Raw genomic sequence first — 26,979 nt, forward strand, 5'->3', positions numbered from 1 at the left:
GAAAGGCGTGCACATCCCGGGCACATTCGCGGGCGCGGCAGGAGCCGCGCCGCGTGGCCTTCTGCGCCCCATGTTACCCGAATGCGCGCGCCGTCACGGGAAGCGCAGACCCCTCGCGCCATCCCATAAACACATCACGAAACGATATAAAGGCCGCCCCGCGGGGCTCGCGCTGAAATTTACGGGTACGCTACAATATTGGTTTTGGCAGGCCCGCTGCACACATCAGTGAAGACTCGAGTGCACGGCCCAAGTAGCCGCCGGCCGCCGCCCCCACGAATTCCGCATGCAGGAGCCTGAATGACTCACGTTGTGACCGAAAGCTGCATCAAGTGCCGCTATACCGATTGCGTCGACGTGTGCCCGGTGGATTGCTTCCGTGAAGGTCCCAACTTTCTCGCGATCGATCCGGACGAGTGCATCGACTGCGCCGTGTGCGTGGCCGAATGTCCGGTGAACGCAATTTACGCCGAAGAAGACGTGCCGGGCGACCAGCAGCATTTCACCGAACTGAACGCCGAACTCGCGCGCAACTGGCCGAGCATCACGAAGACCAAAGCGCCGCTTCCCGAAGCCGACGAGTTCAAGGACGTAAAAGAAAAGCTCGACCTGCTCGAGCGCTGATGCGCTTGGTCGGCGCCTCCCGTCACTCGGATAAAAAATTTTTATCGAGATGAACGCAGGGTGTTGACAGGGTACGAAACGCTTCATATAATTTCATCTCTCTGCTGTTGATGTTCCCCGATAGCTCAGTCGGTAGAGCGCCGGACTGTTAATCCGTAGGTCCCTGGTTCGAGCCCAGGTCGGGGAGCCAAAAAGTTTCAAAGCAAAAAGCCCAATCGAACGATTGGGCTTTTTGCTTTTCGGCGTCTGGCTTTTTGCGCGTGCGCGCTCAAGCCTACGCGCCGAGCCAAACCACAGTCAGCGAGCGCACGCCCTGCGCGCCCCGAATCAGCACGCCTTCGATATCCGCCGTCGCGGACGGCCCGGTCACGAGCACCGCATAGCGCGCCGACTGGAAGTCGTCCCGCCGATACACTTCCTGCAAGCCATCGACGAGTTGCGCCGGATCGAGCAGCACGACGAGATGCTGCACGAGATAGCCAATCGAATTCACGATGTACTCGGCTTCGCTGAACCACACCGAGCCGGTTTCCGCAACGCCGAAGCGCCCTCGCACCACGCCGACATCGACATCCTGCAGCGAAGCCGGCGGCGTGTCGGCTGTGAGCGGACGATTGCCCTCGATCCCGTCCACCGCGGAGGCCACCACCGCATTCGATCCGAACCGCTCGGCGAGCATCGCGCGCACGTCGTCGAGGTTCTGCGCTTCGATGCATGTACCGCCCATCATCGCGAGCGCGGCCGTGAAGCGCGCGCGCCGGTCGCCTTCGGGTACGTCGAACAGCGGCACGTCGGGACGCGGACGCGGCGCCGGCTGGGCTGCGCGAATTCGGTCGAGAAAGGCGTCGCGAGTCGTCATTTCGGGTGCTTCCGGTTTTTTCGATACCACTCGTGGAAAGTTTCGGCGGGCGCGTCGGGCAGGTCGCGCTGACGTCCCCAGATGTTCAACGGGTTGTAGAGCACGAAGTTCGGCAGACGCTTGAGCGCGCCGCCGAGCGAGGCGACCGTCGCGCGATACAGCGTCGGACTTGCGAGCAGCCGGCCCGCCATCTTCAGCACTTCCTTCTTCACGAACGGCACTTCATGGCGCTCGGCGATCACCTCGCGCCACTTGTAGATCTGCTCGTGGATATTCACGCGCACGGGACACACGCTCGTGCAACTGCCGTTCATCGTCGATGCGAACGGCAGGCTGCTGTAGCGCTTCAGGTCGAAGGTCGGATTGATGATCGCGCCGATCGGCCCCGAGTACGTCCCGCCATACGACAGCCCGCCGCTTCGCCGGTACACCGGGCACGTATTCATGCACGCGCCGCAGCGGATGCACTTGAGCGAATACCAGAAGTCGTCCATCGCAAGGCGCTCGGAGCGGCCGTGATCGACGAGGATGTAGTGCATCTCCGTGCCGGGACGCGGCGCGCGAAAGTGCGACGTGTACTGGGTGATCGGCGAGCCGAGCGCGCTGCGTGACAGCATTCGCACGAAGACGCCGAGATCGGAGACCTTCGGGATCAGCTTCTCGATGCCGATCGACGCGATGTGCAGCGGCGGCACGTTCGCGGAAAGGTCGGCGTTGCCCTCGTTCGTGCAGACGACCACCGTCCCCGTTTCCGCCACCGCGAAGTTGCAGCCCGTCATGCCGGCCGTCTTCTCGCGAACGAAGTACGGCCGCGTGTGCATGCGCTGGCTTTCGGCGAGATAGTGAATGTCGCTGTTCGCGGGATCGGTGCCGATCGTGCGGCCGAAGAGTTCGGCGACATCCGCGCGCAGCTTGTGCACGGCCGGCACGACCATGTGGCTCGGGTCCTGATGATCGAGCTGCTGGATGCGCTCGCCGAGATCGGTTTCCATCACCGTGATGCCGCGCGGCTCCAGGAATTCACGCATCTTGCATTCGTCGGTGAGCATCGACTTGCTCTTGACGAGCGTCGTCATGCCGCGCTCGCTCATCAGCCGATGCACGATCGCGTTGTGCTCTTCGGCGTCCGCCGCGAAATGCACGACGACGCCGTTCTGCTGCGCCTGCGCGACGAACTGCTCGATGTAGTCGGCGAGATGCGAGAGCGTGTGCTCCTTGATCCCCGACGCGAGATCGCGCAGCGTCTCCCATTCCGCGATGCCATGCGCCTGCGCGTCGCGCTTCGTGCGCAGGTCCCACAGGCGCTTGTCGTGAAACGCGACGTGATCCGTCTTCTGCAAGAACGCGCCGGCGGCCTTCGCGTGGTCGATACGGACGGTCTTCGTCATCCGCGTGCTCCGTTCAGAATCTGCGCGATGTGGATGAAACGCGCATCGAGCTTCATGCGCTCGGCGCATCCTTGCTGATGCATGAGACACGACATGTCGCCGGACACGATGTACTGCGCGCCCGCGCCGACGTGATCGCGCACCTTGTCCTGACCCATCCGCACCGACACGGCTTCCTCGGTCACGGAAAACGTGCCGCCGAAGCCGCAGCATTCGTCGGGCCGCGCGGGCGCGACGAATTCGATGCCCTTCACGCGTTCGAGCAGCGCGCGCGGCTTGGAGAACGCCGGCTCGGCGATCTCCGACGCCGAGCTTTCCCGCAGATGCCGGATCGCGCTGCAACTGTTGTGCAGCCCCACGCGATGCGGAAACTCGGCCCACGGGAAATCGCGCACTTCGAGCACGTCGTGCAGGAACTCCGTCAGTTCGAACGCGCTCGCGCGCACCTTGCGCACGGCCGCCGTCTGCTCGATCGCGGTGAAATGCTGGCGCACATGATGGATGCAACTCGCCGACGGCCCGACCACGTAGTCGTAGTCGGCGAAATTGCGGGCGAACACGCGCTCCGCGCCCGCCGCGTCCTTGTGCGCGCCGCTGTTCGCCATCGGTTGGCCGCAGCAGGTCTGCGCTTCGGGGTAGTCCACCTCGAGGCCCAGGCGCTCGAGCAACTCGAGCGTTGCAATGCCGACCTCCGGATAGAAGGCGTCGATGAAACAGGGAACGAACAGGGCAACTTTCATGGTCGGGGACGCGTCGATGACGCCTTTGGTCAGCTTGGTCTGACCAAGACTTTAAAGTTTGCGATCTTTCGTGTCAAACTAGGGAAATCCGCCAGCCTCGAGAATCGAAAGCGACGACCGATGACCTTCCAGCCCGTTCATTCTTATTCGCGCGTGCGTTTGTCCGATGTCGTCTCGGGACAGATCCGCGCGCTGATTTCGAGCGGCACATTGCTGCCCGGCCAGCGGCTGCCCGCCGAGCGCGATCTCGCCGAGCAGTTGAACGTGTCGCGGCCGTCACTGCGCGAGGCGCTGATCCGGCTCGAATCGGACGGTTTCATTCGCGCCATCGCGCGCGGCGGGTTCATCGTGTCGGACGTGACGGCGCCGCTCGTCTCCGATCCGCTCGCGGCGCTGCTCGAACAGCATCCGAACGCGAGCGCCGACGTGCTCGAACTGCGGCACGGGCTCGAAACGCTGTCGACCGCCTATGCCGCCGAGCGCGCGACCGACGCGGATTTGCGGCGCATCGCCGCGGCCTTCGACGCATTGCAGTCCGCGGCCGCCGAGCCGAAACGCACGCGCATCGCGGAAAAAGACGCGGCGTTTCACCTGGCGATTGCCGATGCCACACACAACGTCGCGCTCGCGCACGTGATGCACGGGCTGCACGAGCTGATCCGCGAATCGATGCTGACTTCGCACCGTCTCGTGGACTACGACGACGAGGTCGAAGCCCGGCTCCTCGCGCAGCATCGCGCGATCTTCGATGCGATCGTCGCGCGCGATCCGCAACGCGCCCGGGAAGCGGCCGGTGCGCATCTCGATTACGTGCAGACGCTGTATCGCGACCGGCGGGCGAAGCAGGCGCGCGCCGATTCCGTCTGAGCATAGCAACGCATAGGACAGCGCCTACACACGTTTCGGACATCCCCGGATTTTTCTCAATCGACGTGCAGCCGATACTGAAACCGTCCAATCAGAAAACGAACGGAGGAACCCCAAATGCCTTATCTGCTCGGCTGGCTACTCGGCGTACCGGTGATCGTGCTCGTCATCCTGTATTTGATTTTTCATTGATTGCGCGGCAAGACGCGCGTCATCGCGAAAGGCGTCGTTACAATACGACGCCTTTTCTTTTTTCCGAAGGAATCCGATGAAACGCGTCCGTCATCCAGCCCGCTCAGCCGGCGTGCTCGCCGCCCTCGCCTTCGGCTGCCTGCCGTTCGCGCAGGCCGAGGAAATCGCGAGCGTGAATACCAACTTCCGCTTCACGGGCTCGGATCGCGTGAGCGTCGAAGCCTATGACGACCCGCTCGTCACCGGCGTGACGTGTTACGTGTCGAGGGCGCGCACGGGCGGCGTGAAAGGCACGCTCGGCATCGCCGAAGATCCGACGGAAGCCTCGATCGCCTGCCGCCAGGTCGCGCCGATCAAGATCGTCGAGCCGCTCAAGCAGAAGGCGGATGTGTTCTCGGACCGCATGTCGTTCATCTTCAAGACGCTGCACGTCGTGCGGATCGTCGATGCGAAGCGCAATACGCTCGTCTATCTGACCTACAGCGACCGCATCGCGACCGGCAGCGCGAAAAACAGCGTGACGGCCGTTCCGGTCCCTTCCGGCACGGCGATTCCGGTCAAATGAGCCCTGCCGGCGCTGTCCGGCAGCCGCTGAAAAGCGCGCGGCGTGTAAGATCGTCGGCTCGACCCTGAAAAGCCCTGCCCCGTCATGACCGTCAACCGATTCAGCGATTCCGCGCGCTACTGGCGCTCGCCGCTCGCGCCCGGCGCGGACATGCTGACCGCCGAGTATCACGACCACGCGTTCACGCCGCACTGGCACGACGCGTACACGGTGCCCGTGATCGAAGCGGGCGCCGAATGCTACGACTATCGCGGCTCGCACTATGTCGCCGAGGCCGGGTCGGTGCCGGTCATCAATCCCGGCGAGCTGCACACGGGCGCGCGGGCGGTCGATGCGGGCTGGCGGTATCGCGTGTTCTATCTGCCGGTGGAATTCGTGCAGTCGATCGCCGGCGAAATCTCCGGCCGCGCGGAGCCGCTGCCGTGGTTTCCCGCCGACATCATCCGCGACGGCGATCTCGCGCGGCGTCTCGTGCTCGCGCACCGCGCGCTCGAATCGAACGCCGATCCGCTTCACGCCGAAACCGCGCTCCTCGATGCACTCTCGACGCTCCTCGCGCGGCACGCGGGCGAGCGCCCGGCGCTTGCGCGAATGGGCAGCGACGCGGTGCGCGTCGAAGCGATGAAGGCGCGCCTGACCGACGACCTCACCGCACCGGTCACGCTGGCGGAACTCGCGCAGAGCGTCGGATTGTCGACGTTTCATGCGGCGCGACTCTTCACGCGCGAGACCGGCCTCGCGCCGCACGCCTGGCGCAACCAGATGCGGCTGACGCGCGCGCTCGGCGCGTTGCGCGCGGGCGTCCCGGTGACGGAAGTCGCGGCGGCGAGCGGTTTCACCGATCAAAGCCATTTCACGCGGCATTTCAAGCGCGCGTTCGGCGTGCCGCCGGGGCGCTGGCGATAGAAGCGCGCGACGCAAGCGCAACGCGCTTCCATTGACGAACCGCAAGAACGTACAAGCGCGCCTGTGTCCGCTGCCTTATCCTCGCTGCCACAGGAGGACATCTTGAAAGCACCACCCGGTAACAGCACGACCGTCGGCGAACTCGCCGCCGGCGCCCGCGACACCATCCCGATGATGGTGGGCGCCGCGCCTTTCGGCGTCATTTTCGGCACGCTCGTGACTGCGAGCCCGCTCAGTCTGTGGCACGGTCAACTGATGTCGCTCGCGGTTTTCGCGGGCTCGGCGCAGTTCATCGCGGTCGGACTGATCGCGGGACATGCGAGCTTCGCCGTCATCTGGGCGACGACGCTCATCGTCAACCTGCGTCACATCCTCTACTCCGCGACGCTCGCGCCCTACGTCGCGCACCTGCCCGCGCGCTGGCGCTGGACGCTTGGCGCGCTGATGACCGACGAGGTGTTCGCGGTCGCCTACGCACACTATCAGAAGCGTCCGCCCGGCAAGACCGGTCCGCATTACTTCTTCGGCTCCGGCCTCGCCATGTACCTCAACTGGCAGTTGTGGACGCTCGTCGGCCTCGTCTTCGGCGCCGCGTTTCCCGGCCTGCAGTCGCTCGGACTCGATTTCGCGATGGTCGCCACGTTCATTGCGATCATCGTGCCGCAACTCGTCGCGCTGCGGTTCGTGGCGGCGGCGCTGGCGGCGGGCGTGCTGTCGTTCGCGTGGCAGGGCTGGCCGTACAAGCTCGGCCTGCTCGCGGCGGTGGTCGTGGGCGTCGCGGTGGGGATGCTGCTGACAATGCTCGAAGGACGCCTTCATCCGCAGGAGCGCACGCAATGACTTCGATCGCGCAAACCGCTTCGGCGAGCTATGTCGTGCTGATTCTCGGCATGGCGCTCGTGACCTACCTGATCCGCGCGGCCGTCTTCGTGCTCGGCGAGAAACTCGCGTTTCCGCCCGTCGTGCGCACCGCGCTCTCCTTCGTGCCCGTCACGGTGCTGACCGCGATCATCGTGCCGATGACCGTCTCGCCGCACGGCAACGGCGCCGAACTGACCTGGCGCAATTCGCAACTGGTCGCGGCAGTGGTCGCGATCGGCGTGTGCGTCGCGACGCGGCGGCCGTTGCTGACGATCGCCGTGTCGCTCGCGGTATTTTTCTTCTGGCAACTCGTCGTGGTCGCCTGAAAGCGGATTCTAAAATCCTCAAGTTCCCGGCCAGCGCGCCGTAATAAGAGACGAATGGCCTTCGCCCTAGTGGCCGGCCGACTGCACTCCCGCCATCAGCACCTCTGACGCGCGGAACCGGGAACCATCATGCGTCAAATCACCCTTTCGTTTCGCGACGAGACCATCGCTTCGCTGCATCGCGACTTCGAGTCGTTCGTTCGTCTATCGCTCAAGATCGATCCGCAGTTCCTCACGCCGACGTTCGAGGATTTCCTGCGCGCGAAACTCCTCGACAATCCGACGCCGCTCACCGAGCAGGCCGTCCAGCACATGCTGCAAAACGGCCAGTACGCGTGGGCGAAGCGCACGCTCGACAAGGAGTTTCCGGATGTCGTCGAGATTCTGATCCAGCAGGCGGCCGAGCACGGCTTCAGCTTCGCGATCCGCTCCGACTGGACGGCCGAGGATCTCATCGTGGCGTCGCGCGCGTGGGCGATGGCGATCGTCACGGAAGCCAAGGGCGACGCGTCGCAGGTCGATTTGCTCGCGTCGCAGATCAAGTCGGCGGCGATGGACATCCGCGAAGTCGAGGAAAAGATGCAGACGCCGGCCTGGCGTCTCGCGGATTCGCTGCGTCAGCGCGTGTACGACACGAAGATCGCGGTCGAGCAGAACGTGGGATCGACCGCGCGGGAAAAGCTCGGCGAATTGCGGTGCCTGCTGCGGCTCGGGATCTTCTACGGGTCGATCCAGAAGCAGGAAGCGCAGCAGGTGCTGGAATACCTGCGGTCGATGCGGCCGGAACTGTTTATCGAAGAGCCTTACGACGGATTCACGCGCTTTGCCAACTGGCTGCGCAACGTCTTCGCGCCGACGGTAAGGGTGCCGAGGGCGTCGCGGGCGCAGCGATAACGCGCCTTACTCCCACATCCCTTTTAGCCGCGCCGCGATATCGATTTTCGCCTTCGCGGCGGCGGCAAGCCCGGCCGCCGTCGGCGGCGCCGCGACCGGCACGGGCGGCCACGCCGCTGCTTCGAACCGGTCCATCAGTTGCGCGGGAATGAAGCGCGTTCTCGACGCCCACACATGCCGGTCGCCCATGTGCGTCTGGTTGTGCACGTAGAACCGCTGCGGCGTGACGATGTGCAGATCTTCCTTCGCCCGCGTCATCGCGACGTAGAGCAGCCGCCGCTCTTCGTCGATTTCCTCGTCGCTGCCGGTGCCGAGATCCGACGGAATGCAGCCGTCCACGCCATTGAGCACGAACACGTTGCGCCACTCCTGGCCCTTCGCCGAGTGGATGGTCGAGAGGATCAGATAATCCTCGTCGAGCATCGGCACGCCGGATTCGTCGCTCGTCGCGTCGGGCGGATCGAGCGTCAGTTCGGTGAGAAAGCGCTCGCGCGTCGGATAAGTCGACGCGATGCTCTCCATCTGGAGCACGTCGCCGTGACGGATCGCGGCGTCCTCGTGATTGCGCTCCAAATGCGGCTCGTACCAGCGGCGAATCATCTCGAATTCCGCCGGCCAGCCGGTCTCTCGCCCGCAGACCTTCGCCATCAGCGCGACGAACTGCGGCCAGTCTTCGCTCGCGCGGGCCGGCGCCGCGAACGACGCCAGCGCGTTCGCCGTCGCGCCGCTCGATACCTGATCGAGCACGCGTCCCGCGATCGCCGGCCCAATGCCCGGCAACAGTTGCACGACCCGAAATCCGGCGACGCGATCGCGCGGATTCTCGGCCCAGCGCAGTACGGCGAGCACGTCCTTGACGTGGACGGAATCGAGAAACTTCAACCCGCCGAATTTCACGAACGGGATATTGCGCCGCGTGAGTTCGATTTCCAGCGCCGCGCTGTGATGCGCCGCGCGAAACAGCACGGCCTGCGATTTCAGCGCCATGCCGGCCTCGCGCGCCTCCAGCACCTTCTCGACGACATAGCGCGCCTGATCGGCCTCGTCCGCCACCGACACGACGCGCGGCTTTTGCGCGCACGCCTTGTCGGTCCAGAGATTTTTCGTGTAGCGCTCGGACGCGAGCCCGATCACCGCATTCGACGCTTCGAGAATCGGCTGCGTCGAGCGGTAGTTGCGCTCGAGCGTCACTGCGCGCGCGGGCGGATCGAAGTGATTCGGGAAGTCGAGAATGTTGCGCACGGTTGCGCCGCGAAACGAATAGATCGACTGCGCATCGTCGCCGACGACGGTGAGGCCGCGCCCGTCCGGTTTCATCGAAAGGAGAATGGACGCCTGCAGCTTGTTGGTGTCCTGATATTCGTCGACGAGGACGTGGTCGAAGCGGCTCGACAGATCGGCGGCGATGGAAGGCTCGGCGGCGAGATGCGACCAGTAGAGCAGGAGGTCGTCGTAGTCGAGCACACTTTGCGACTGCTTGGCGTTCACGTAGGCGGCGAAAAGCCGGCGCAGGTCCGGCTCCCACTCGCGGCACCACGGGAACGCCTGATCGAGCACCGTGGCGAGCGACGCGCCCGTGTTCACGACGCGCGAGTAAATGGCGAAACACGTCGATTTCGCGGGAAAGCGCTTTTCCTTCGACGACAGGCCGAGTTCATGCCGCACGAGGTTCATGAGATCGGCGGAATCTTCGCGGTCGTTGATCGTGAACGACGGCGACAGGCCGACGAGATCCGCGTAATCGCGCAGGAGCCGCGCACCGACGCCGTGAAACGTGCCCGACCACGTGAGACCCTGCGCGATCGCGCTTTTCGCGCCCAGCGCGCCAATCGCGATGCGCGTCACGCGGCGCGTCATTTCGAGCGCGGCACGGCGCGAAAACGTCAGGAGCAGGATGCGATGCGGATCGGCGCCCTTGACGAGCAGATGCGCGACGCGATGCGCGAGCGTATTGGTCTTGCCCGAACCCGCGCCCGCGATCACGAGGAGCGGGCCGCCCGGCGCGCCGGACGCATCGGTGCCGAATTCGACGGCCTCGCGCTGCGCCTCGTTGAGCTTCGCGAGGTACGTGGCGACCTGACTGGCGACGTCGGTATCGGTAGCGGCGGGAATCTCGTCGGTTATCAGCACGGGCGATGGTTTGAGCGGGCAAAGTGACGCACACTGTATATCCATACAACCCGCGCACGCAAGTGCCTGTCGCGCGGCGCTTTTGGCCCCAAAAACAAAGAAGCCCCGCACGCGGGGCTTCGTCGCTACGAACTGAAAAACAGCGGCTATTGCGCCTTCTTCGCGTTCTTCAGGTTCGCATCGGCGGCGGCTTCGTTCGCTTCCGACTGCGATTCGGTCTTCTTCTTGTCGGCCTTCGCCTGCGCGACGGCGGCGTCCTTGTCGGCTTCGGCCTGCTTTTTGGCCGCCTTCTTGTCGGCGTGGGTCGGCGGGGCGTCGGCGGTCGTCTGCGCGAACGAGGCCGTGGCCGTCGTCGCCAGGACGCCAGCGATGAGCGCTGCTGCGAGTTTGTGCGTGGTCATGAGGTGCTCCCGGTGTTGTTATCGATGCGGCCGCCCGCGCTCACCGCGCAGCGGCCTGTCCCACTGGCCGTCCGGCTTAGTGCTGGAGGCCGCTGTCCTTCGGCGTCGACGGCTCGGCCGCGTTCAGTTCATCCTTCGCGGTCTGCTTGTCGGCCTTCTGGTTGACCTTGGCGTTGCGCACTTCTTCCTTGTATTGCGCCTTCGCTTCCTTGTTCGTCGCCTTCAGTTCGGCTTTGGAGGCCTTCTTCGACGCGCGATATTCCGCGTTCGCCTTCGCCGTGGCATTGCGCTTCTGGACGAGCGGATCGGTCGACGCCGGCGCGACCAGGTTCTGCGGCGGCGGCGTCACGCCGGGCGCGCCCTGCATTTGCGCGGACATCTGGCCGGAAGCGTCCGCCGGCGCGGGTTGCGCGGTCTGCGCGAGCGCAGAAGTCGAAGCGATTGCAGCGATAGCCGAGCCGATCAGCAGCGTTTGCATCTTATTCATGAGTCTTTCCTCTCTTGTTGGTGTCCCGGACGAAGCGGTGAAACACAGTGAAGCGCCGCCTGCCCGAATTCTTCGATTGATGAACAGCGACCGAAAACGCATCGATCACACGGTCAGACCCCGGGTCCGTTCAGCGAGTTCGCGCGAATCAGTCATTGTTACCGACCGTTTCACTTGGCTACATTTGCACACTTCGCCGATAACAGACCGTTTCCCGCCCGCGCTGTGGGGACAGCACGGGCTGTGCCTGCGTGGTTTATCATGGGCGCCCTTTCCACGTTCCAGAGCGCACGCCGCGCGTCGTCACCATGCCGCCACTCGAATTCACACTGACGGGCGAGTTCATCGAACTGCACAATCTGCTCAAGCTGATGGGACTCGCGGACAGCGGCGGCTCCGCGAAGGCGCGCGTCGCGATGGGCGACGTGAAGGTCGACGGCAAAATCGAGCTGCGCAAGACGGCGAAGATCCGCGCCGGACAAAAAGTGTCGCTCGACGGATCGACGATCAAGGTGCTCAAGGCCGTCTGACGCTTAGGCGCATCCGGGTACGGTGTCGTCATCGACACGCCGCGGCTCAGGCAATAAGCTAGTCGTCTTTCGTTCAGTTTTCGATGCACGGACGAGCGGGGGGGGGGGGGGGGCGACCCCCCCCCCCCCCCCCCCCCCCCCCCCCCCCCCCCCGCCGGCGTTTTCCGTCCAGTTCCCGTTTTCGTTTCCGGCCGCGTCGGCACCCGCGCGCGGCGGTCTCTTCCAACCGATCCGACATGCAACCCGGCTTCACACGCGCGGCGAGCCCGCCGCCCAGTTTTTCCCGTCACGCCGTCGATACCGCGCGGCTTGCCGCGCCGCTCGCGATCGCGCAGCTCTCGCAGATGGCGATGGGCGTCACCGACACGATCCTGCTCGGCTCGCTCGGCCCCGACGCGCTCGCGGCCGGCGGCCTCGGCGCCAATCTCTTCTTCGTCGTGGTCACGCTGTTGCAGGGCGTGCTGACATCGGTGAGCGTCTCGGTGGCGCACGCGCGCGGCGCGAACGCCGACGACCGCGTGCCGCACATCTACTGGACCGGCTTCGTGCTGTCCTTGCTGCTCGCGATTCCCGCGTTCGTCCTGCTGAGCTACGCCGAGCCGCTCCTGCTCGCGTTCAACGAGCCCGCGACGCTCGCGAAGAACGTCGGCGAATACTGCGCGGTGCTGCGCTGGGGCACGCCCGGCAGCCTGATCGGCGTCGGCATGATGCGCGCGTTCCTGCCGGCGATCGGCGCGGCGCGGCGGCTCTTGTGGGTGTCGATCGGCGGCATTTTCGTCAACGGTTTTCTCAACTACGGGCTGATCCACGGCGCCTACGGCCTGCCGAAATACGGTTTCCTCGGCTCGGCCGCGGCAACCTCGATCACCGTCTGGGCGATCGCCTTCGCGCTCGTCGCGTTCCTGCACCTGCGCCCGCGCTACCGGCACTTCGTCGCGCGCGCGCGTGTGCGCCTGCCGCTGATGGGCGAACTGTTCGGCATCGGCTGGCCGGTCGCGATCACCTACGGCGTCGAATCGACGCTCTTTCTCGCCACCGGCATGATGGTGGGCCTGCTCGGCGAAGCGCCGCTCGCCGCGCACCAGATCGCGCTGAACGTGGCATCGGTGGCGTTCATGGTGCCGCTCGCGATCGGCCAGGCGGCCAACGTGCGCGTCGGCTACTGGATCGGCGCGGGCGTGCCGGTGGCGGCGCGCCACGCGGGCTTCGTCGCGATCGCGCTGGGCGTCGGCTTCATGATGCTCTCGGGGCTCGTGCTGATCGTGGCGCCCCACGCGATCGTCGGCCTGTACCTGCATCTCGACGATCCCGCCAACGCGCACACCGTCGCGCTCGCGACGTCGCTGCTCGGGGTCGCGGCCGTCTTCCAGATCGTCGACGGGATGCAAACGGTCGGCTCGGGCTGCCTGCGCGGCCTGAAGGACACGCGCGTGCCGATGCTCGCCGCCGCGTTCGGCTACTGGGGCATCGGCTTTCCGACCGGCTATGTGCTCGCGTTTCACTTCGGGGCGGGCACCAAGGGGCTCTGGTGGGGGCTCGCCGCCGGCCTCGCGAGCGTCGCCGCGCTGATGACGCTGCGTTTTCACCGGATGAGCCGGCGCATCGTCGAACGCGGCGTGGTGGAAAGCACCGCGCGCGAGACGGCGAGCGCGCGCCGCAACGCATGAGCATCGAACGCGCACCGCCATAAGCAAAGCACGCATCGTTGGTTGGAGCGGCCGGGACCGGCGGTTAGGATGAAGCCGTCTCCTCCTTGAGGGACTCCAGTGACAGGGGTATTGAGCCCGCCGCGACGGCGGGCTTTTTTTCGTCTGTGCTGTACCGCGCACGCCGCCAGTCAGGCGCATCGGCAACTCCCCTATTGCTTGCCCGCGATCCATTTCCCCTAGAATGTTTCATCGAAGAGGTCCCGCGCGCACGTTCCTTGCTACCCTCGCGAAGACAACGCGCCGCGCATCGTCGCCATGCTGTGCGGCATACCAAAAAAAGAGGAAAGCACGTGTCGGAATGCAGGGGAACGTCAGTCGCAGGACCCGTATCACACGCGGCATCGCGTGCCATCCAGGAAAGCGCCGATAAGCGCCGAAACCGGTCCCGCAGAATCGCCGCGGCCGCCGTGGCCGCGCTCATGCTCGCGGGCTGCGCCACGCGTCCACCCGCCACCGCGTTCGACCGCTACGTCACCCGCGCACTCTCCCCGACCGTCGCGACGCCGCTCCAGACCGCGCTCGCCCCGCTCGAAGCGGCGCATCCGGATCAGTCGGCGGTACGCCTTCTGCCGCGCGGCACCGACGCGCTGCAGGCGCGCATCGCACTCGCGCGGGCGGCGACGAAGACGCTCGACATGCAGTACTACATCGCCAACGAGGATGAAACCGGCAAGCTGCTGCTCGGCGCGGCGCTCTATGCGGCGGATCGCGGCGTGCGGGTGCGCATGCTGGTCGACGACCTAAACTTCAAGGACATCGACCAGATCATGGCGGCGCTCAATTCGCACGAGAACATCGAGATCCGCGTGTTCAACCCGTTCGGCAGCGCGCAGCAGAGCTTCGCCGAGCGCACGCAGAACCTCTTCACGCAGATCGGCCAATTCACGCGCCGGATGCACAACAAGTCGATGATCGCGGATAACCAGATCGCGATCGTCGGCGGCCGCAATCTCGGCGACGAATACTTCAGCGCGAGCCCGACGCTGCAGTTCCGCGATCTCGACGTGTTCACGGCAGGCCCGGTCACGCACAAGATTTCATCGAGCTTCGACGACTACTGGAACAGTTCGCTCGCGTATCCGCTGCGCGTGCTGAACAAGCAGAAGTTCGATCCCGCCGATCTCGACAAGACCCGCGACGACCTGCGCCACCACTGGCGCACGAACGCCGAACCGCTCAACGCGAAGCCGCTGAACGCGACGCCGCTCGCCCAGCAGATCGCGCGCGGAGAAATGGGTCTCGTCTGGGCGCCGACCGAATTCGAAGCCGATTCGCCCTCGAAGATCGAACATCCGAGCGAGAACTACAAGAGCCCGCCGATGGAGCGTCTCGCCGAGCTCATCAAGCATGCGCAGCGCGAATTCCTGATCCTGTCGCCGTATTTCGTGCCGCACGAGGTCGGCGTGAAGGCGCTCTCGGCGCTCACGCAGCGCGGCGTGCGCGTCGCGGTGCTGACCAACTCGCTCGCCGCCACCGACGCCGTCGCGGTGCAGGCGGGCTACGCGCCGTATCGCGTGCCGCTTCTGAAAAGCGGCGTCGAGCTGTACGAATTCAAGCCGATGCAGGCCGAAGGCGAAGATCGTCCGAACGCGAGTCTCTTCGGTTCTCAATCGCGCGCGAGCCTGCATGCGAAGGCGTATGTCATCGATCGGAGTATTCTCGTGATCGGCTCGATGAATCTCGATCCGCGCTCGGCGCTTCTGAATACCGAACTCGCGCTCGTGATCCACAGCCAGCCGGTCGCCGACGAAGCCGCGCAGCTGTTCCAGCGCGGCATCCGCCCGGAGTCGAGCTATCGTGTCGACCTGGCGTCGCCGGACACGCTCGCGCGGCTCGCCTCGACCGGCTCGCCGCTTTCGCCGCTCGTCTGGACGACTGTCGAGCGCGAGGGCGCCGTCACCTACAACTTCGATCCGCAAGCGGGCTTCTACCGTAACGCGATGACGGGTCTTTTCACATTGCTGCCCGTCGACGGGCAGCTTTGAAGGAGCTTTCAAGCCATGACCGAGCAAGCGAAGGGCGATGTGCGGCTGGAAAAGGACACCTTCGGCGAAATCGCCGTGCCGAACCACAAGCTGTGGGGCGCCCAGACGCAGCGTTCGCTGCAGAATTTCAAGATTTCGTCCGAGAAGCAGTCGCCGGAACTGATCACCGCGCTCGCGATCGTGAAGCGCGCCGCCGCCGAAGTGAATCTCGAACTGAAAGTGCTCGACGAGAAAAAGGCGCGCGCGATCATCGCAGCCGCCGACGAGATCATCGACGGCCGCCATCCGGACGAATTCCCGCTCGCCGTCTGGCAGACGGGCTCGGGCACGCAGACCAACATGAATCTGAACGAGGTGATCGCCAACCGCGCGAGCGAGTTGATGGGCGGTGAGCGCGGCGAGGAGCGCCTCGTGCATCCGAACGACGACGTGAATCGCGGGCAATCGTCGAACGATGTTTTCCCGACCGCGATGCACGTCGCCGCGGCCTACGCGATCGTCAAGCATCTCGTGCCGTCGCTCAAGGTCCTGCGCGAGACGCTCGACAAGAAAGCGAAGGCGTTCGATCACATCGTGAAGATCGGCCGCACGCACTTGCAGGACGCAACGCCGCTCACGCTCGGGCAGGAATTCTCGGGCTACGTCGCACAGCTCGACCAGGGCGTGCGCCATGTCGAGGCGACGCTGCCGCATTTGTATCAGTTGGCGCAGGGCGGCACGGCGGTCGGCACGGGGCTGAACGCGCATCCCGAGTTCGCGATAAAGGTAGCGGCCGCGATCGGCAAGCTGACCGGCCTGCCCTTCGAGACCGCGCCGAACAAGTTCGAAGTGATGGCCGCCGCCGACGCGCTCGTCGCCGCGCACGGCGCGCTGAAGACCGTCGCGGCCGGCCTGATGAAGATCGCGAACGACATCCGCTGGCTCGCGAGCGGTCCGCGCTGCGGTCTCGGCGAACTGTCGATTCCGGAGAACGAGCCGGGCAGTTCGATCATGCCGGGCAAGGTCAACCCGACGCAGTCCGAAGCCGTCACGATGCTTTGCTGCCAGGTGTTCGGCAACGACGTCGCCGTGAACTTCGGCGGCGCGAGCGGCAATTTCGAGCTGAACGTGTTCCGGCCGATGATCGCGCATAACGTGTTGCAGTCGGTGCGCCTGCTGGCCGACGGCGCGCAGAGTTTCAACGACAACTGCGCGGTCGGCATCGAGCCGAACGAAAAGCGCATCGACAGCCTGCTGAACGAATCGCTGATGCTCGTGACGGCGCTCAATCCGCATATCGGCTATGACAAGGCCGCGCAGATCGCGAAGAAGGCGCACAAGGAAGGCACGACGCTGAAGGCGTCGGCGCTTGCGCTCGGCTATGTGACCGAAGCGCAGTTCGACGAGTGGGTGAAGCCGGAGGAGATGGTCGGGAAGCGCTGACCAGACGTTGAAACAAACGCGGCGGCTAGAAAGCCGCCGCGCTTTGCGGTGCTACTGCGCTCGATCAGGCGTCCTTCGCGGGCCAGAGATCGTTTTGATCGCACAGGGCGATGAGCGCCGGACCCGACGTGCCGAGGATGTTGCGGATCGCGGCCGGCCTCTCTTCACGCGGGGTCACGCGCGAGCCGACGTTCAGGTGCAGGCCGGTGTTGGTCAGCGAGCGCTCGGCGCGGGCGACGAGTTCGTCGATATCGCTCGTGAGCGCCGCTTTCGGATCGCGTTTCATGCGCAACGGCGCGATCAGCAACTGGTCGAGCAAGTCGACCGGCACGCCGCCCGCGAATTTCGGCGACGCGAGCGCATCCCACTTCTCGCCGCGTTCCGCGCGATCCAGCAGCACGGTGTTCAGACGATCGGCGGCGGCGCGTGGCGCGACGTCGCCATAACGGATCGACGTCTCCCGCGCCGCGAGCGAAAAGCGCACGAGCTGCATGATCGATTCGATGCCGAGTCCGGCGAGTTCGGGCGCGTCGAAGAGTTCGTCGAGCGTCGTTTCGGGCTTGCTGCGCAGCAGGTCGAAGAGCGGCCGGTGAGCATCCTCGCTGCGATTGACGCTTGCGTGCTCGAGCGTCACCGCCGGCTGGTATTGCGCTGTCGGATTCGCCCACAGATGCACGCGCTTCGCGTGTTCGCGCAGACGCACGTCGTTGAGCGGCGCACGGCCGCGCACGAAGACGTCGGAGCGGAACGACCGGTTGCAGAAATAATCGCGGACTTCTTCCGCGAACATCGGATCCTTGATCGAATTGATCACTTCCGACTGTTCGTTCGTGAGCCACGTCACCGGCGACATCTGCACGTAACGCGCGCTGCCTGCGTACACGAGCTTGGCGTCGGCGAGTTCGTTCGCCATGTCGGTGAAGTGGAACGGCGTCCATTGTTCGTTCATGTACTCGTGCACGAGATAGCGCTGGTCGGCGGTACCGAACGACTTCACGCGCGCGGCGGCGTCGGGATTGCGCTGGAAGTGAAGCGCGTTCGTGTCGAGCAGTTGCCGCGCGAATGCCGCCGCGCCCGCGAAGTGTTCGCCCCGGTTGCCGGCATGCAGCTTCAGCAGGCGTTGCAGCGGCTGGACCTGCGCGCACGCGGCCATCGCGTTGTAGCTGATCTGCACGACGCCGCCCGGCTTCAGATAGCGCGCGAGAAAGCGCACGATCTGCGCGCGCGTTTCGTTCGACACCCACGAGACGATGCCGTGCAGCGTCACGAAATCGAACATCGGCAGGTCGACCCGGCCGTCGGCCAGTTCGCCGAAGCTGTTTTCGAGCAGCGTGAGATTGGGCAACTGCGCGTCGTCGCGAATGGACGACGCCGCGATCACGTGCAGCGGATTGAAGTCGCACGCGTAGAAGTCGCCTTGCGGATGGGTCGCCGCCAGGATCAGCGACGTCAGGCCCTGTCCGAAGCCGAGTTCGCAGTAGGTGAACTTGCCCTCGGCGGGCGGGGCGACGCGCTGCATCACGAGCGCGGCCTTGAGCCACGTCGGGCTCTGTTCCTGATAGTAGCCGGTCGTGTATTCGACCGAATTGTTGTAACCCGCAGCCCAGCTCATGCTTGCTCCCTCCATCGATGTCAAGTGTCGGCGTCGCGCGGCACGTCGGAGGCGCCGGCGCGAGTGCGCTGCACTATGCCCGCCGAGGACGGGTCGATGAATGAGATGCGTCTGATTTGTTACGTGAAACAAGCCGATCGGCGCAAGTTTTCGCGCATTGCCGGCAATGACCGAGCGATCAGACCTTGCCGGCCGCCACTTCCTCCGGCTTCAGTTCGACGATCGCATCGAGCGCGTCCTTGACGTCCATCGCGTATTTGGCGAGGCGCTTCTGCTCCTCGGTGACCGGAACGAAAGCGGGCACGGGCGCCGGCCGCCCGGCCTCGTCGACGGCGACGAACACGACGAGGCAATCGGTCGTCTGCTGGAGTTCGCCGCCCTTCGGATCGCCCGCGTGAACGGAGATGTGCAGGTGCATGCTGGTGCGGCCCGTCGCGACGACGCGCGCGCGCAGTTCCACCAGATTGCCGACGAGAATCGGCCGCCGGAAGCGGATGTTGCCGACGCTCACCGTCACGCAATAGCGGCCGGACCACATCGCGGCGCAGGCGTAGCCGGTTTCGTCGATCCATTTCATCAGCGCGCCGCCGTGAACCTTGCCGCCGAAATTCACCGAAGTTGGCTCGGCGAGAAAGCGGAAGGTGGTTTCGGAGCGCTCGGGCGCGGGGATGTCGGCTTGAAGCGACGCGGGCGACGGGGTCGGCGTGGTCATGGCGGCTCGCGGTGCGGGAGGTCCCGCGACAGGGATGGGGTTCAAACGATTATAGGGGCGGCAAAAAGGCGGGAGCCGCGCCTGCCCGAACGACAGCGCGCGAACGCCTTACTTGCGGATCGTCACGCCTTCGTCGATCGTGCCGTACATCGTGATGCCGCTCGATCCGCCCGACGACGATGAGGACGATCCCGCCATCCCCGAACATCCGGCGCACAGCAGCAAGGCGGCGACGAGCGCCGCGACAGCAAGCTTGGACATGATATTTCCTTGCAACGGCCTGAATACATGAATCGTCATTCTAGCCCCGTGCCTCGCGCGCACGCGCATCGACGTTTCAGCCGCGAGTGAACCATCGGATGCCGGCAGCGTTTAGAGTGGACACAACTTTTATCGGGAGCAGGAGACGCCATGACACTCGCCCACGACGACCCCGACGCCCGCGCGCGCCATTTTCCGGGCCTCTCGCGCATCGGGGCGCTGCTCGCCGATCCGGGGCGCGCCGCGATGCTCTGGTCGCTGATGGACGGCACCGCGCGGCCTGCCGGCGAACTGACGATGATCGCGGGACTATCGCCCTCGGCGGCGAGCGCGCACCTCGCCCGGCTGACCGAGGGCGGACTGCTCGCACTGGAGGTGAGCGGCCGCCATCGTTACTACAGGATCGCGACGCCCGACATCGCCGCGGCCATCGAAGCGCTCGCGAACCTCGCGCAGGCGAGCGCCCCGCAGCGCTCCGCGCCCGAGCGGCCGCCGTCCGCCGTGCCGCTCGACATGCGCTACGCCCGCACCTGCTACGACCATCTGGCGGGCGAACTGGCGGTGCAACTCTTCGACCGGATGCTCGCGCGGCGCTGGCTCGCCGCCGCCAGCCGCGCGGACAACGGGCCGACCACCCTCGAACCGACGCCCGAGGGCGCCAGCGAATTCGCGCGCCTGGGCATCGACCTCACCGCACAACGCGCGCGGCGACGGCGCTTCGCCTGTACCTGCATCGACTGGAGCGAGCGTCGGCCGCATCTGGGCGGCGCGCTCGGCGCGGCATTTCTCGACAGTTGCGCCGCGCATGGCTGGCTCGAACCCACGCCGAAGCGCCGCGTGCTGCGCGTGACGCCGTCCGGGCGCGCGCATTTCGAGCGCTTTCTCGCCGACCGCTGACGACCGCTCACGGCCGTCCGCTGCTGCAAAGCTTTGTTACGCGGCGACGCCGCCGCTTACAAACGACAGCGCCCTGATACAGGCGCGGAAGGTACATTGGATCGACAGGCCGCGTCGGCTTTCACAACAACAACTCGACGCCGCCGCGGGAGATCCACATGCACGTCCATCGTCTTAGCCGAATCGCCACGGCCGCACTCTGCGCCTGCTCCCTGCTGCTCGGACCGGCGGCCGTCTCGCTCGCGCAAACGGCGCAAACGGCGCAAACGGCGCAAATGGCTCCCGAGATCGCGGCCGCCCCGGCCGACGCCGATCCGCCCGGGCGCGTCGCGCGCCTGAACTACATGGCCGGCACCGTGACGAGCGAGCCGGCAGGCGGCGCAGACTGGAGCTACGCGCAGATCAACCGGCCGCTCACGACCGGCGACCAGCTCTGGAACGATGAGAACGCGCGCTCGGAGCTGCATATCGGGTCGACGGCGGTGCGGCTCGGGTCGTCGACGAGTCTCGACATTCTTTCGCTCGACGACGCCAACGCGCAGCTCAAGGTCGCGCAGGGAACGCTCTTGACCCACGTGCGCTCGTTGCCGCCGGGCAACGCCTACGAAATCGATACGCCCAACGCGGCGCTCGGCATCACCTCGCCGGGGGACTATCGCGTCGACGTGGCGCCGGACGGCAGCCGCACGACCGTCACCGTGCGAAGCGGCAGCCTCACCGCATACGGCGACGGCGGCGCGGCGCCGATGCGCGCCGGCCAGCAGATCACCTTCGCCGGGACCGCGTTGCAACAGGTCGCGGCGAGCGGCGTCCCGGCGGCCGACGGCTTCGACCAGTGGGCCGCCGACCGCGACGCGGCCGAGGACCGGTCGGTTTCGGCGCGCTATGTGTCGCGCGACGTCCCCGGCTATCAGGATCTCGATGCCAACGGCAGCTGGCAGAACGATCCGTCGTATGGCGAGGTGTGGGTGCCGAACGCGGTGCCGGCCGACTGGGCGCCGTATCGGCAGGGACACTGGGCGTGGCAGGCGCCGTGGGGCTGGACCTGGATCGACGACGCGCCCTGGGGCTTCGCGCCTTACCACTATGGCCGCTGGGCCTACGCCGGATCGCGCTGGGCATGGGTGCCGGGACCGCTCGTCGAGAGCGCGCCGCCCGCGTATGCGCCGGCGCTGGTCGCGTTCGTCGGCGATGGCGGCGGCGGGGTCGACTGGAACGTGGGCCTCGCGATCGGCGGCGCGGCGGCGGCGGCGGGCGTGGCGTGGTTTCCGCTCGGCCCGGGCGAGCCGTGGCGCGGACATCGCAACGGCTGGAGTCCGCGCTATAACGAGCGGGTGAACCGCAACGTGTACGTCGACCAGTCGGTACACGTCCGCAACGCCTACGTGAACTATCGCGCACCGGGCGCCGTGACCGCCGTGCCGGCGACGGCATTCGTCCACGGACGGTCCGCCGGACGCGAAGCCGTGCGCGTGGACCCGGGGCGCTGGCGCCATCCCCGCTTTATCGAAGGCGGTCCGGGTATCGCGCCGACGCGCGCGAGCTTCGAACCGGGTCTGCGACGCGCCGATTACCGGCCGCCGCAGGGCGCGTTCGGTCGCCCGGTCGTCGCGACCCGCGCCCCGCTTGCGCCGCCCGCGTTTCACGACGCCTATGCGCGGCGACTGGCGGCCGGTCCGGGCGCGCGCGTCACGGGCGCCGGGAATCCGGCCGTGCGTGTGGCGCCCGACGTCAATGGCCCGCCCAACCCAAGGGGCGATGCGCCGCACATGCCGAACGGTCGCGAGAACATCCATCTCGTCGCGACGCACGGGCCAGCGCGTTCCCTCGAAGACGCGGCGATCGCGGCACGTGGCGGCGCACGGCAGGGAAACCCCGGCGCCGCCGGAACGCAGACGCCGCGCGGCGGCTCGCAGGCAGGCCATGCCGGCGACGGCCGAAACGGCGGCGTGCCGCGACCGTCTCAAACCGTGCAATGGGGCAACGGTCAGATGCCTTCCCCGCCACCTTCCGATGCCAACCGACAACCGGGGCTCGTCCAGCACGGACCGCAATGGTCCGGTAACGACGGTCAGCAGCCGCGCAACGGCTCGCCCCAAGAGCGTCCAGCCGGACAACCGCCTCGACAGAACGGCGCACCCGCCGCGGCAAATGGCCCGCAGCAACGGGACGCAGCTGCGGTCCCGCATCCGCCAATGCCGCATGCCGATCAACGCTTCCCGCAGCCGATGCCTCAGGCCGCGCCGATGCGCAACGAGCCGCGGTTCGCGTCGGCGCAGCAGCCGCAAGTCTTCCGCGGCGCCCAGCAGCCGCAACCGCAGCCACCGGCGCATCAGCAGCAGGCGCAGAACGCGCACGAGCCGCGTCAGGACTTCCGCCCGCCGCAGACCGAGCAGACGCCCCGCCAGCCGGTCCACGCGCCGCCGCCTCAGCAGATGCCGCCGTCGCGCCCGCAAGCCCGCCAGGAGCCGCGTGCGCAACCGCAGCAGCATCAGGCACCGCCACATCAGGAGCAACCACACACAGCGGGCGGCAACGGCGACCCGCATCACCGAGGCTGAGCGCCTCCCGCGGTCCAAAAAAGCAAAACGCGCGGTCACAGCCGCGCGTTTATCGCTTTGAGGTAGCGGGGAAAAGCTACACCGCCATCGGCGCCTTGAGCGCCTCGTGATGCCGATACCCCTCCAGCGCGAAATCCGCCGGCTCGATCTTTTCCAGCCATTCCGGTTCATAACGCTTCGTCACGGCGTAGTCGGGCACGCGATCCGAGAGGATCAGTTGCGGACTGCCGAACGGCTCGCGCGTGAGCTGCTCGTTGAGCATGTCGAGCTGGTTCTCGTAGATGTGCGCGTCGCCGATGAAGTACGTGAACCAGCGCGGCGCATAGCCCGTCAACCGTCCGACGAGATGCAGCAGCGCCGCGCCTTCGGTCAGGTTGAACGGCGTGCCGAGGCCGACGTCGTTGCTGCGGATATACAGGCATAGCGAGATTTCCCGCTTCGCCGCGTTCGGAATGAACTGATACAGCAGATGGCACGCGGGCAGCGCGATCTCGTCGAGTTTCGCCGGGTTCCATGCATGAAACAGAATGCGACGGTCGGTCGGGTTCTCGACAATCGTATCGAGGCATTGCCGCAACTGGTCGATCGCCTTGTAGAGCAGCACCTTCTCGCGCCCGCCTTCGACGAAGCTCGTCACGACCTGATAGCCGCGATTGGTGGCATCGGCGATCTGGTCGCCTGCGTTGGCGTCGATCACCTTGTAGGCCGGCCACTGGCGCCATTGCACGCCGTATACGTCGCCGAGATCGTCGGGGCCCTCGCGATACGGGTTCGCGAGCCACTGCGGATTGTCGTTCGCGTTGGCGTCCCACACCTTGCAGCCGAGCGCGCGAAACTCCGCCGCGCTCCTCGACGCCCGCAGGAAACCGACCATCTCGCCGATCGCCGACTTGAACGCGAGTTTCTTCGTGGTGACGGCCGGGAAGCCCTGCTGCAAATCGAAGCGCAGCATGGCGCCGGGCATGCTGATGGTGCGGATGCCCGTGCGGTTTTCCTGCCATGTGCCGGTGTCGAGGATCGTGCGGACGAGCTCGAGATACTGTTTCATGCGATTTCCTTCGACGCGCCTACACGGCTCGCTCTATATGGGCAGAAAGACGTGATTTTACCAAGCGCGCGCAGGCAACGTTGGATCGAAGGCGAGAGAAATGGAGCGGGGAAAGCAGGCGCGCGAACGGCGCCCGCCGAGGATTTTTCAACCGCGCGTCGCGTGCTCCGTGGGCGCGTCGACTTCGATGTGACGCATGCCGTGCGCGCTCAAGAGACGGTACAGCGTCACCCGCGAAATTCCGAGTTCGTGGGCGGCGTCGCCGAGGCGTCCACGATGACGCAAAAGCGCCAGTTCGATCGCCTGCCGCTCGGCCGCCTCGCGTGCCTGCGCGAGCGACACCGGCGCCACTTCCACATATTCGCCCAGTTCGAGATCGCGCGCGGTGATCTGCCGCCCTTCCGACATCACGATCGCACGCCGCACGCGGTTGATGAGCTCGCGCACGTTGCCCGGCCAGCCGTAGTTGTGGATCGCCGCGATCGCGCACGGCGAGAAGCCGCGCAGACGCCGGCTCGCGTCCTTCTTGAAGCGGTCGAGCATGTGCTTCGCGAGCAGCTCGATGTCCTTGCCGCGCGCGCGCAGCGGCGGCTCGTCGATCTGCAATACGCACAGGCGGTGATACAGGTCGGCACGGAAGCGCCCTTCGATCATCGCCGTCTGCATGTCGACGTGAGTCGCCGAGATGATGCGCACGTCCACCGGCGTCGAGCCGTGGCCGCCGAGACGTTCGACCTTGCGCTCCTGCAAAAACCGCAGCAGGCTCGCCTGGCTTTCGAGCGGCAGATCGCCGATTTCGTCGAGGAACAGCGTGCCGCCGTTGGCCGCTTCGACGCGCCCGATCTTGCGCTGATTCGCGCCCGTGAACGCGCCGCGCTCATAGCCGAAGAGTTCGGATTGCAGCAGGTGCGCCGGAATCGCGCCGCAATTGATCGCGACGAACGGTTCGCTGCGCCGCGCGGAGCGCTCGTGAATCGCGACGGCGGTGAGTTCCTTGCCGGTGCCCGATTCGCCGGAGATGAACACGGGCGCGTCGGTCATCGCGACCTTGCGGATCGAACGGAAGAGCGCGAGCATCGCGTCGCACGAGCCCACCATTTCGCCCTCGGCGCGGCCCTCGCCGCCCGCCGCGCGCGCGTCGTTCGACGCCGCGTCGTGCAGCGACACCATGCCGTAAGCGTGGCCGACCGCATCGACGATACGGTCGTTCGACGTCGGCAATGTGACGTAATCGAAACAATAATCGCGGATGAGGCGGCGCACGGCCGCATCTTCGAGCTGGCCCGTGACGGTGGCCGCCACCCAGCCGACGTTCGTCAGCGTGAGCGACGCCTCGAACGCCGCGAGTTCGTGCGATTCGAACCGGCTCGACAAGTCGAGCAGGCCGCCTGTCGCCAGGTCGGTGCGCAGCGACTTGCGCGCATCCCGCGCGCTCGCCACGACTTCAATATGCCATCCGCGCTCCTCGAATCGCGCGCACAGCGCCTCGCTTGGATCGCGAGTGACATAGATGAGTTGCCGCCGAGCGACTTCCATTATTCAGATCCTTTCTTCAACGGTAGCTGAAAAGGTCGCGTAGTTCGGGCCCTCGGTACATCGATACACAGACGAATTGCAGGGATACTCTCACTACCGTGCAATTCTTTCAAACACCGTGACCCCGAACTGAAGATATTACTGAGCGCGCTTTTCCTCCGTTACCTTTTGTCTGATTGTGTGCTTTTTGAGAGACTACTATAACGCAGAAGCTTCGAAAACAAATATCCATAAAAAGTCTCTGCACTCTATTCAGACGCTTACCGGACGGGGCTCCTGTGGCTTTGTCGCCTATCTGCTAAAAGGTGTTTCACCGTAATTCGCAGGAGAAAGATTTGTACGCGCATTTACCCGAATTGCCGCTTTTTCGGCGTCGCGTTTCACACGTGAAACGTTTTCGCCGATTTTTTATACGGCTTTCTTCGCCAATCTGAGAGCAATCCATATCTGGCAAGGGATTCCGCGCGATGGCATAAATCTGGCTAAAAGGAGAATGTGACAGGAGTAAGAGATGCGTATTACAGCACGTACGTTCGCACAAGACACTTTAGATTCAATGCTCGCATTAAATAATACGAGCGTCGGGCTTTCGGGCGTTTCGCCTGAAACGGCCGGCGTCGTTGCCGACGTTCCGATTGCTTCGTGCGCCGCGCCGTCCCCCGTCGCGCCGGTCGCGCTCGTCGCGCAAAGCGGCCTGTCCATCACGCTGTGGGACGAGATCACGTCGCCCGCGCCCGTCGTTCCCGGCCAGGCTCAGACGCCGCCTTTGCCGCAGCCGGTTCCGGTGCCCGTCCCCGTCGACGCGGGCCGCGATGTGGGCACCGTCAGCGCCTGAGCGTTGCGCCGACCGTTTCGCGCCGTCGGTTAGAATTGGGACCCCGCCGGGACCCGCCATCCGCCGTTTCGGCCCGCGAACTCCGGCGCAAGCCTGCGTATAACCCACTTCCGCTTACATGACGACGCTGACCCTGATCGTCGCCCGCGCGCGCAATGGCGTGATCGGACGCGACAACGACCTGCCCTGGCGACTGCCCGAAGACCTCGCGTTCTTCAAGCGCACGACGATGGGCTCGCCCATCATCATGGGCCGCAAAACGCACGAATCGATCGGCCGGCCATTGCCGGGGCGGCGCAATATCATCGTCTCGCGCGACGCGGCGCGCCGCTTCGACGGCTGCGACACGGTCGCGAGTCTCGACGACGCGCTCGCACTCGCGGCCGCCGACGACGCGCGCGAAGCGTTCGTGATCGGCGGCGCGCAGTTGTATCGCGAGGCGATCCGGCATGCCGAAAAGCTCATCGTCACCGAAATCGACGCCGACTTCGAAGGCAACACGAAGCTCGACGCGTTCGATCCGCGCGAGTGGGTCGAACAATCGCGCGAGCCGCATCGCGCCGCCGCGCCGAACGACTTCGACTACGCGTTCGTCGTGTATCGGCGCCGCGACTGAAACTGCGCGCCCATT

General features: G+C 65.8%; 26 protein-coding genes and 1 tRNA gene. 16 read left to right on the forward strand and 11 right to left on the reverse strand.

Features of this window, described 5'->3' with window-relative positions:
- Positions 1-300: 300 nt before the first annotated feature.
- Both fdxA and QCE48_RS10450 read left to right on the forward strand, forming a co-directional pair.
- Positions 301-624, forward strand: coding sequence for a ferredoxin FdxA (fdxA, locus tag QCE48_RS10445; RefSeq protein ID WP_062633607.1), 324 nt, complete (start codon positions 301-303; stop codon positions 622-624).
- A gap of 114 nt (positions 625-738) precedes the next feature.
- Positions 739-814 (forward strand) — tRNA-Asn (locus QCE48_RS10450).
- 84 nt (positions 815-898) lie between these two features.
- Here the strand turns inward: QCE48_RS10450 and QCE48_RS10455 are convergent.
- From QCE48_RS10455 to QCE48_RS10465, 3 genes are read right to left on the reverse strand one after another with little or no spacing between them, the layout of a single operon-like run.
- Positions 899-1,483 carry an LUD domain-containing protein gene (locus QCE48_RS10455; protein ID WP_309787908.1) on the reverse strand — a complete coding sequence of 195 codons (585 nt, stop codon included), beginning with the start codon at positions 1,481-1,483 and terminating at the stop codon, positions 899-901.
- Positions 1,480-2,871: an LUD domain-containing protein gene (locus QCE48_RS10460; RefSeq protein WP_309787907.1), complete on the reverse strand. Its 1,392-nt coding sequence runs from the start codon at positions 2,869-2,871 to the stop codon at positions 1,480-1,482. Before QCE48_RS10460 ends, QCE48_RS10455 begins: the two co-directional genes overlap by 4 nt.
- Entirely contained in the window at positions 2,868-3,611 is a 744-nt protein-coding gene (locus QCE48_RS10465) for a (Fe-S)-binding protein (protein WP_309787906.1), read from the reverse strand. Before QCE48_RS10465 ends, QCE48_RS10460 begins: the two co-directional genes overlap by 4 nt.
- A gap of 120 nt (positions 3,612-3,731) precedes the next feature.
- On the opposite strand from QCE48_RS10465, the gene QCE48_RS10470 reads away from it, so the two are divergent.
- The 6 genes from QCE48_RS10470 to QCE48_RS10495 all read left to right on the forward strand — a co-directional run bounded on the left by QCE48_RS10470 (position 3,732) and on the right by QCE48_RS10495 (position 8,222).
- Positions 3,732-4,478, forward strand: a complete 747-nt coding sequence (locus QCE48_RS10470; RefSeq protein WP_309787905.1) for an FCD domain-containing protein — start codon at positions 3,732-3,734, stop codon at positions 4,476-4,478.
- Between the two features lie 268 nt (positions 4,479-4,746).
- Positions 4,747-5,235, forward strand: a complete 489-nt coding sequence (locus QCE48_RS10475) for a CreA family protein (protein ID WP_404983244.1) — start codon at positions 4,747-4,749, stop codon at positions 5,233-5,235.
- Between the two features lie 84 nt (positions 5,236-5,319).
- Positions 5,320-6,141, forward strand: a complete 822-nt coding sequence (locus QCE48_RS10480) for an AraC family transcriptional regulator (protein WP_309787904.1) — start codon at positions 5,320-5,322, stop codon at positions 6,139-6,141.
- Between the two features lie 171 nt (positions 6,142-6,312).
- Positions 6,313-6,981: an AzlC family ABC transporter permease gene (locus tag QCE48_RS10485; RefSeq protein ID WP_309788355.1), complete on the forward strand. Its 669-nt coding sequence runs from the start codon at positions 6,313-6,315 to the stop codon at positions 6,979-6,981.
- Positions 6,978-7,328 (forward strand): AzlD domain-containing protein, encoded by a 351-nt coding sequence (locus QCE48_RS10490; protein WP_309787903.1) that lies wholly within the window; start codon positions 6,978-6,980, stop codon positions 7,326-7,328. Before QCE48_RS10485 ends, QCE48_RS10490 begins: the two co-directional genes overlap by 4 nt.
- A 129-nt stretch (positions 7,329-7,457) precedes the next feature.
- A complete protein-coding gene (locus tag QCE48_RS10495) occupies positions 7,458-8,222 on the forward strand; it encodes a DUF4088 family protein (RefSeq protein WP_309787902.1) in 765 nt (254 codons plus the stop codon).
- 6 nt (positions 8,223-8,228) lie between these two features.
- Here the strand turns inward: QCE48_RS10495 and QCE48_RS10500 are convergent, their stop codons facing one another.
- The 3 genes from QCE48_RS10500 to QCE48_RS10510 form a co-directional block, all read right to left on the reverse strand.
- On the reverse strand, positions 8,229-10,397 hold the full coding sequence (locus tag QCE48_RS10500; RefSeq protein WP_404983242.1) for an ATP-dependent helicase: 2,169 nt from the start codon (positions 10,395-10,397) through the stop codon (positions 8,229-8,231).
- Between the two features lie 101 nt (positions 10,398-10,498).
- Positions 10,499-10,753 (reverse strand): hypothetical protein, encoded by a 255-nt coding sequence (locus QCE48_RS10505; protein ID WP_309787901.1) that lies wholly within the window; start codon positions 10,751-10,753, stop codon positions 10,499-10,501.
- Between the two features lie 76 nt (positions 10,754-10,829).
- Entirely contained in the window at positions 10,830-11,240 is a 411-nt protein-coding gene (locus QCE48_RS10510) for a hypothetical protein (protein WP_309787900.1), read from the reverse strand.
- Between the two features lie 308 nt (positions 11,241-11,548).
- Here QCE48_RS10510 and QCE48_RS10515 point away from each other — a divergent pair, with 308 nt between their 5' ends.
- The 4 genes from QCE48_RS10515 (at position 11,549) to fumC (ending at position 16,886) form a co-directional block, all read left to right on the forward strand.
- Positions 11,549-11,770, forward strand: coding sequence for an RNA-binding S4 domain-containing protein (locus tag QCE48_RS10515; protein ID WP_309787899.1), 222 nt, complete (start codon positions 11,549-11,551; stop codon positions 11,768-11,770).
- Between the two features lie 236 nt (positions 11,771-12,006).
- Complete coding sequence (locus tag QCE48_RS10520) at positions 12,007-13,437, forward strand: MATE family efflux transporter (RefSeq protein ID WP_309787898.1); 1,431 nt, start codon at positions 12,007-12,009, stop codon at positions 13,435-13,437.
- A 461-nt stretch (positions 13,438-13,898) separates the two neighbouring features.
- A complete protein-coding gene (locus tag QCE48_RS10525) occupies positions 13,899-15,464 on the forward strand; it encodes a phospholipase D family protein (RefSeq protein ID WP_309788353.1) in 1,566 nt (521 codons plus the stop codon).
- Positions 15,465-15,479: 15 nt separating this feature from the next.
- On the forward strand, positions 15,480-16,886 hold the full coding sequence (gene fumC, locus QCE48_RS10530) for a class II fumarate hydratase (protein WP_309787897.1): 1,407 nt from the start codon (positions 15,480-15,482) through the stop codon (positions 16,884-16,886).
- Positions 16,887-16,950: 64 nt separating this feature from the next.
- On the opposite strand, the gene QCE48_RS10535 is transcribed toward fumC, so the two are convergent.
- The 3 genes from QCE48_RS10535 to QCE48_RS10545 all read right to left on the reverse strand — a co-directional run bounded on the left by QCE48_RS10535 (position 16,951) and on the right by QCE48_RS10545 (position 19,471).
- A complete protein-coding gene (locus QCE48_RS10535; protein WP_309787896.1) occupies positions 16,951-18,498 on the reverse strand; it encodes a class I SAM-dependent methyltransferase in 1,548 nt (515 codons plus the stop codon).
- Between the two features lie 178 nt (positions 18,499-18,676).
- Positions 18,677-19,210 (reverse strand): acyl-CoA thioesterase, encoded by a 534-nt coding sequence (locus tag QCE48_RS10540; RefSeq protein ID WP_309787895.1) that lies wholly within the window; start codon positions 19,208-19,210, stop codon positions 18,677-18,679.
- 108 nt (positions 19,211-19,318) lie between these two features.
- Positions 19,319-19,471, reverse strand: a complete 153-nt coding sequence (locus QCE48_RS10545; RefSeq protein ID WP_309787894.1) for a hypothetical protein — start codon at positions 19,469-19,471, stop codon at positions 19,319-19,321.
- A 150-nt stretch (positions 19,472-19,621) separates the two neighbouring features.
- Between QCE48_RS10545 and QCE48_RS10550 the strand changes: the two genes are divergently transcribed.
- Positions 19,622-20,368 carry a helix-turn-helix transcriptional regulator gene (locus tag QCE48_RS10550; RefSeq protein ID WP_309787893.1) on the forward strand — a complete coding sequence of 249 codons (747 nt, stop codon included), beginning with the start codon at positions 19,622-19,624 and terminating at the stop codon, positions 20,366-20,368.
- 158 nt (positions 20,369-20,526) lie between these two features.
- Entirely contained in the window at positions 20,527-22,929 is a 2,403-nt protein-coding gene (locus tag QCE48_RS10555) for a DUF6600 domain-containing protein (protein WP_309787892.1), read from the forward strand.
- A 76-nt stretch (positions 22,930-23,005) separates the two neighbouring features.
- Here QCE48_RS10555 and QCE48_RS10560 read toward each other — a convergent pair whose 3' ends face one another.
- Both QCE48_RS10560 and QCE48_RS10565 read right to left on the reverse strand, forming a co-directional pair.
- Entirely contained in the window at positions 23,006-23,977 is a 972-nt protein-coding gene (locus QCE48_RS10560; RefSeq protein ID WP_309787891.1) for a thymidylate synthase, read from the reverse strand.
- A 147-nt stretch (positions 23,978-24,124) separates the two neighbouring features.
- Positions 24,125-25,513 carry a sigma-54 dependent transcriptional regulator gene (locus QCE48_RS10565; RefSeq protein WP_062633644.1) on the reverse strand — a complete coding sequence of 463 codons (1,389 nt, stop codon included), beginning with the start codon at positions 25,511-25,513 and terminating at the stop codon, positions 24,125-24,127.
- Between the two features lie 556 nt (positions 25,514-26,069).
- Between QCE48_RS10565 and QCE48_RS10570 the strand changes: the two genes are divergently transcribed.
- A complete protein-coding gene (locus QCE48_RS10570; protein ID WP_309787890.1) occupies positions 26,070-26,348 on the forward strand; it encodes a hypothetical protein in 279 nt (92 codons plus the stop codon).
- A 118-nt stretch (positions 26,349-26,466) separates the two neighbouring features.
- Positions 26,467-26,964: a dihydrofolate reductase gene (locus QCE48_RS10575; RefSeq protein WP_309787889.1), complete on the forward strand. Its 498-nt coding sequence runs from the start codon at positions 26,467-26,469 to the stop codon at positions 26,962-26,964.
- The last annotated feature ends 15 nt before the right edge of the window (positions 26,965-26,979 follow it).

The sequence above is a fragment of the Caballeronia sp. LZ024 genome (genome assembly GCF_031451455.1).
GTDB lineage: Bacteria > Pseudomonadota > Gammaproteobacteria > Burkholderiales > Burkholderiaceae > Caballeronia > Caballeronia telluris.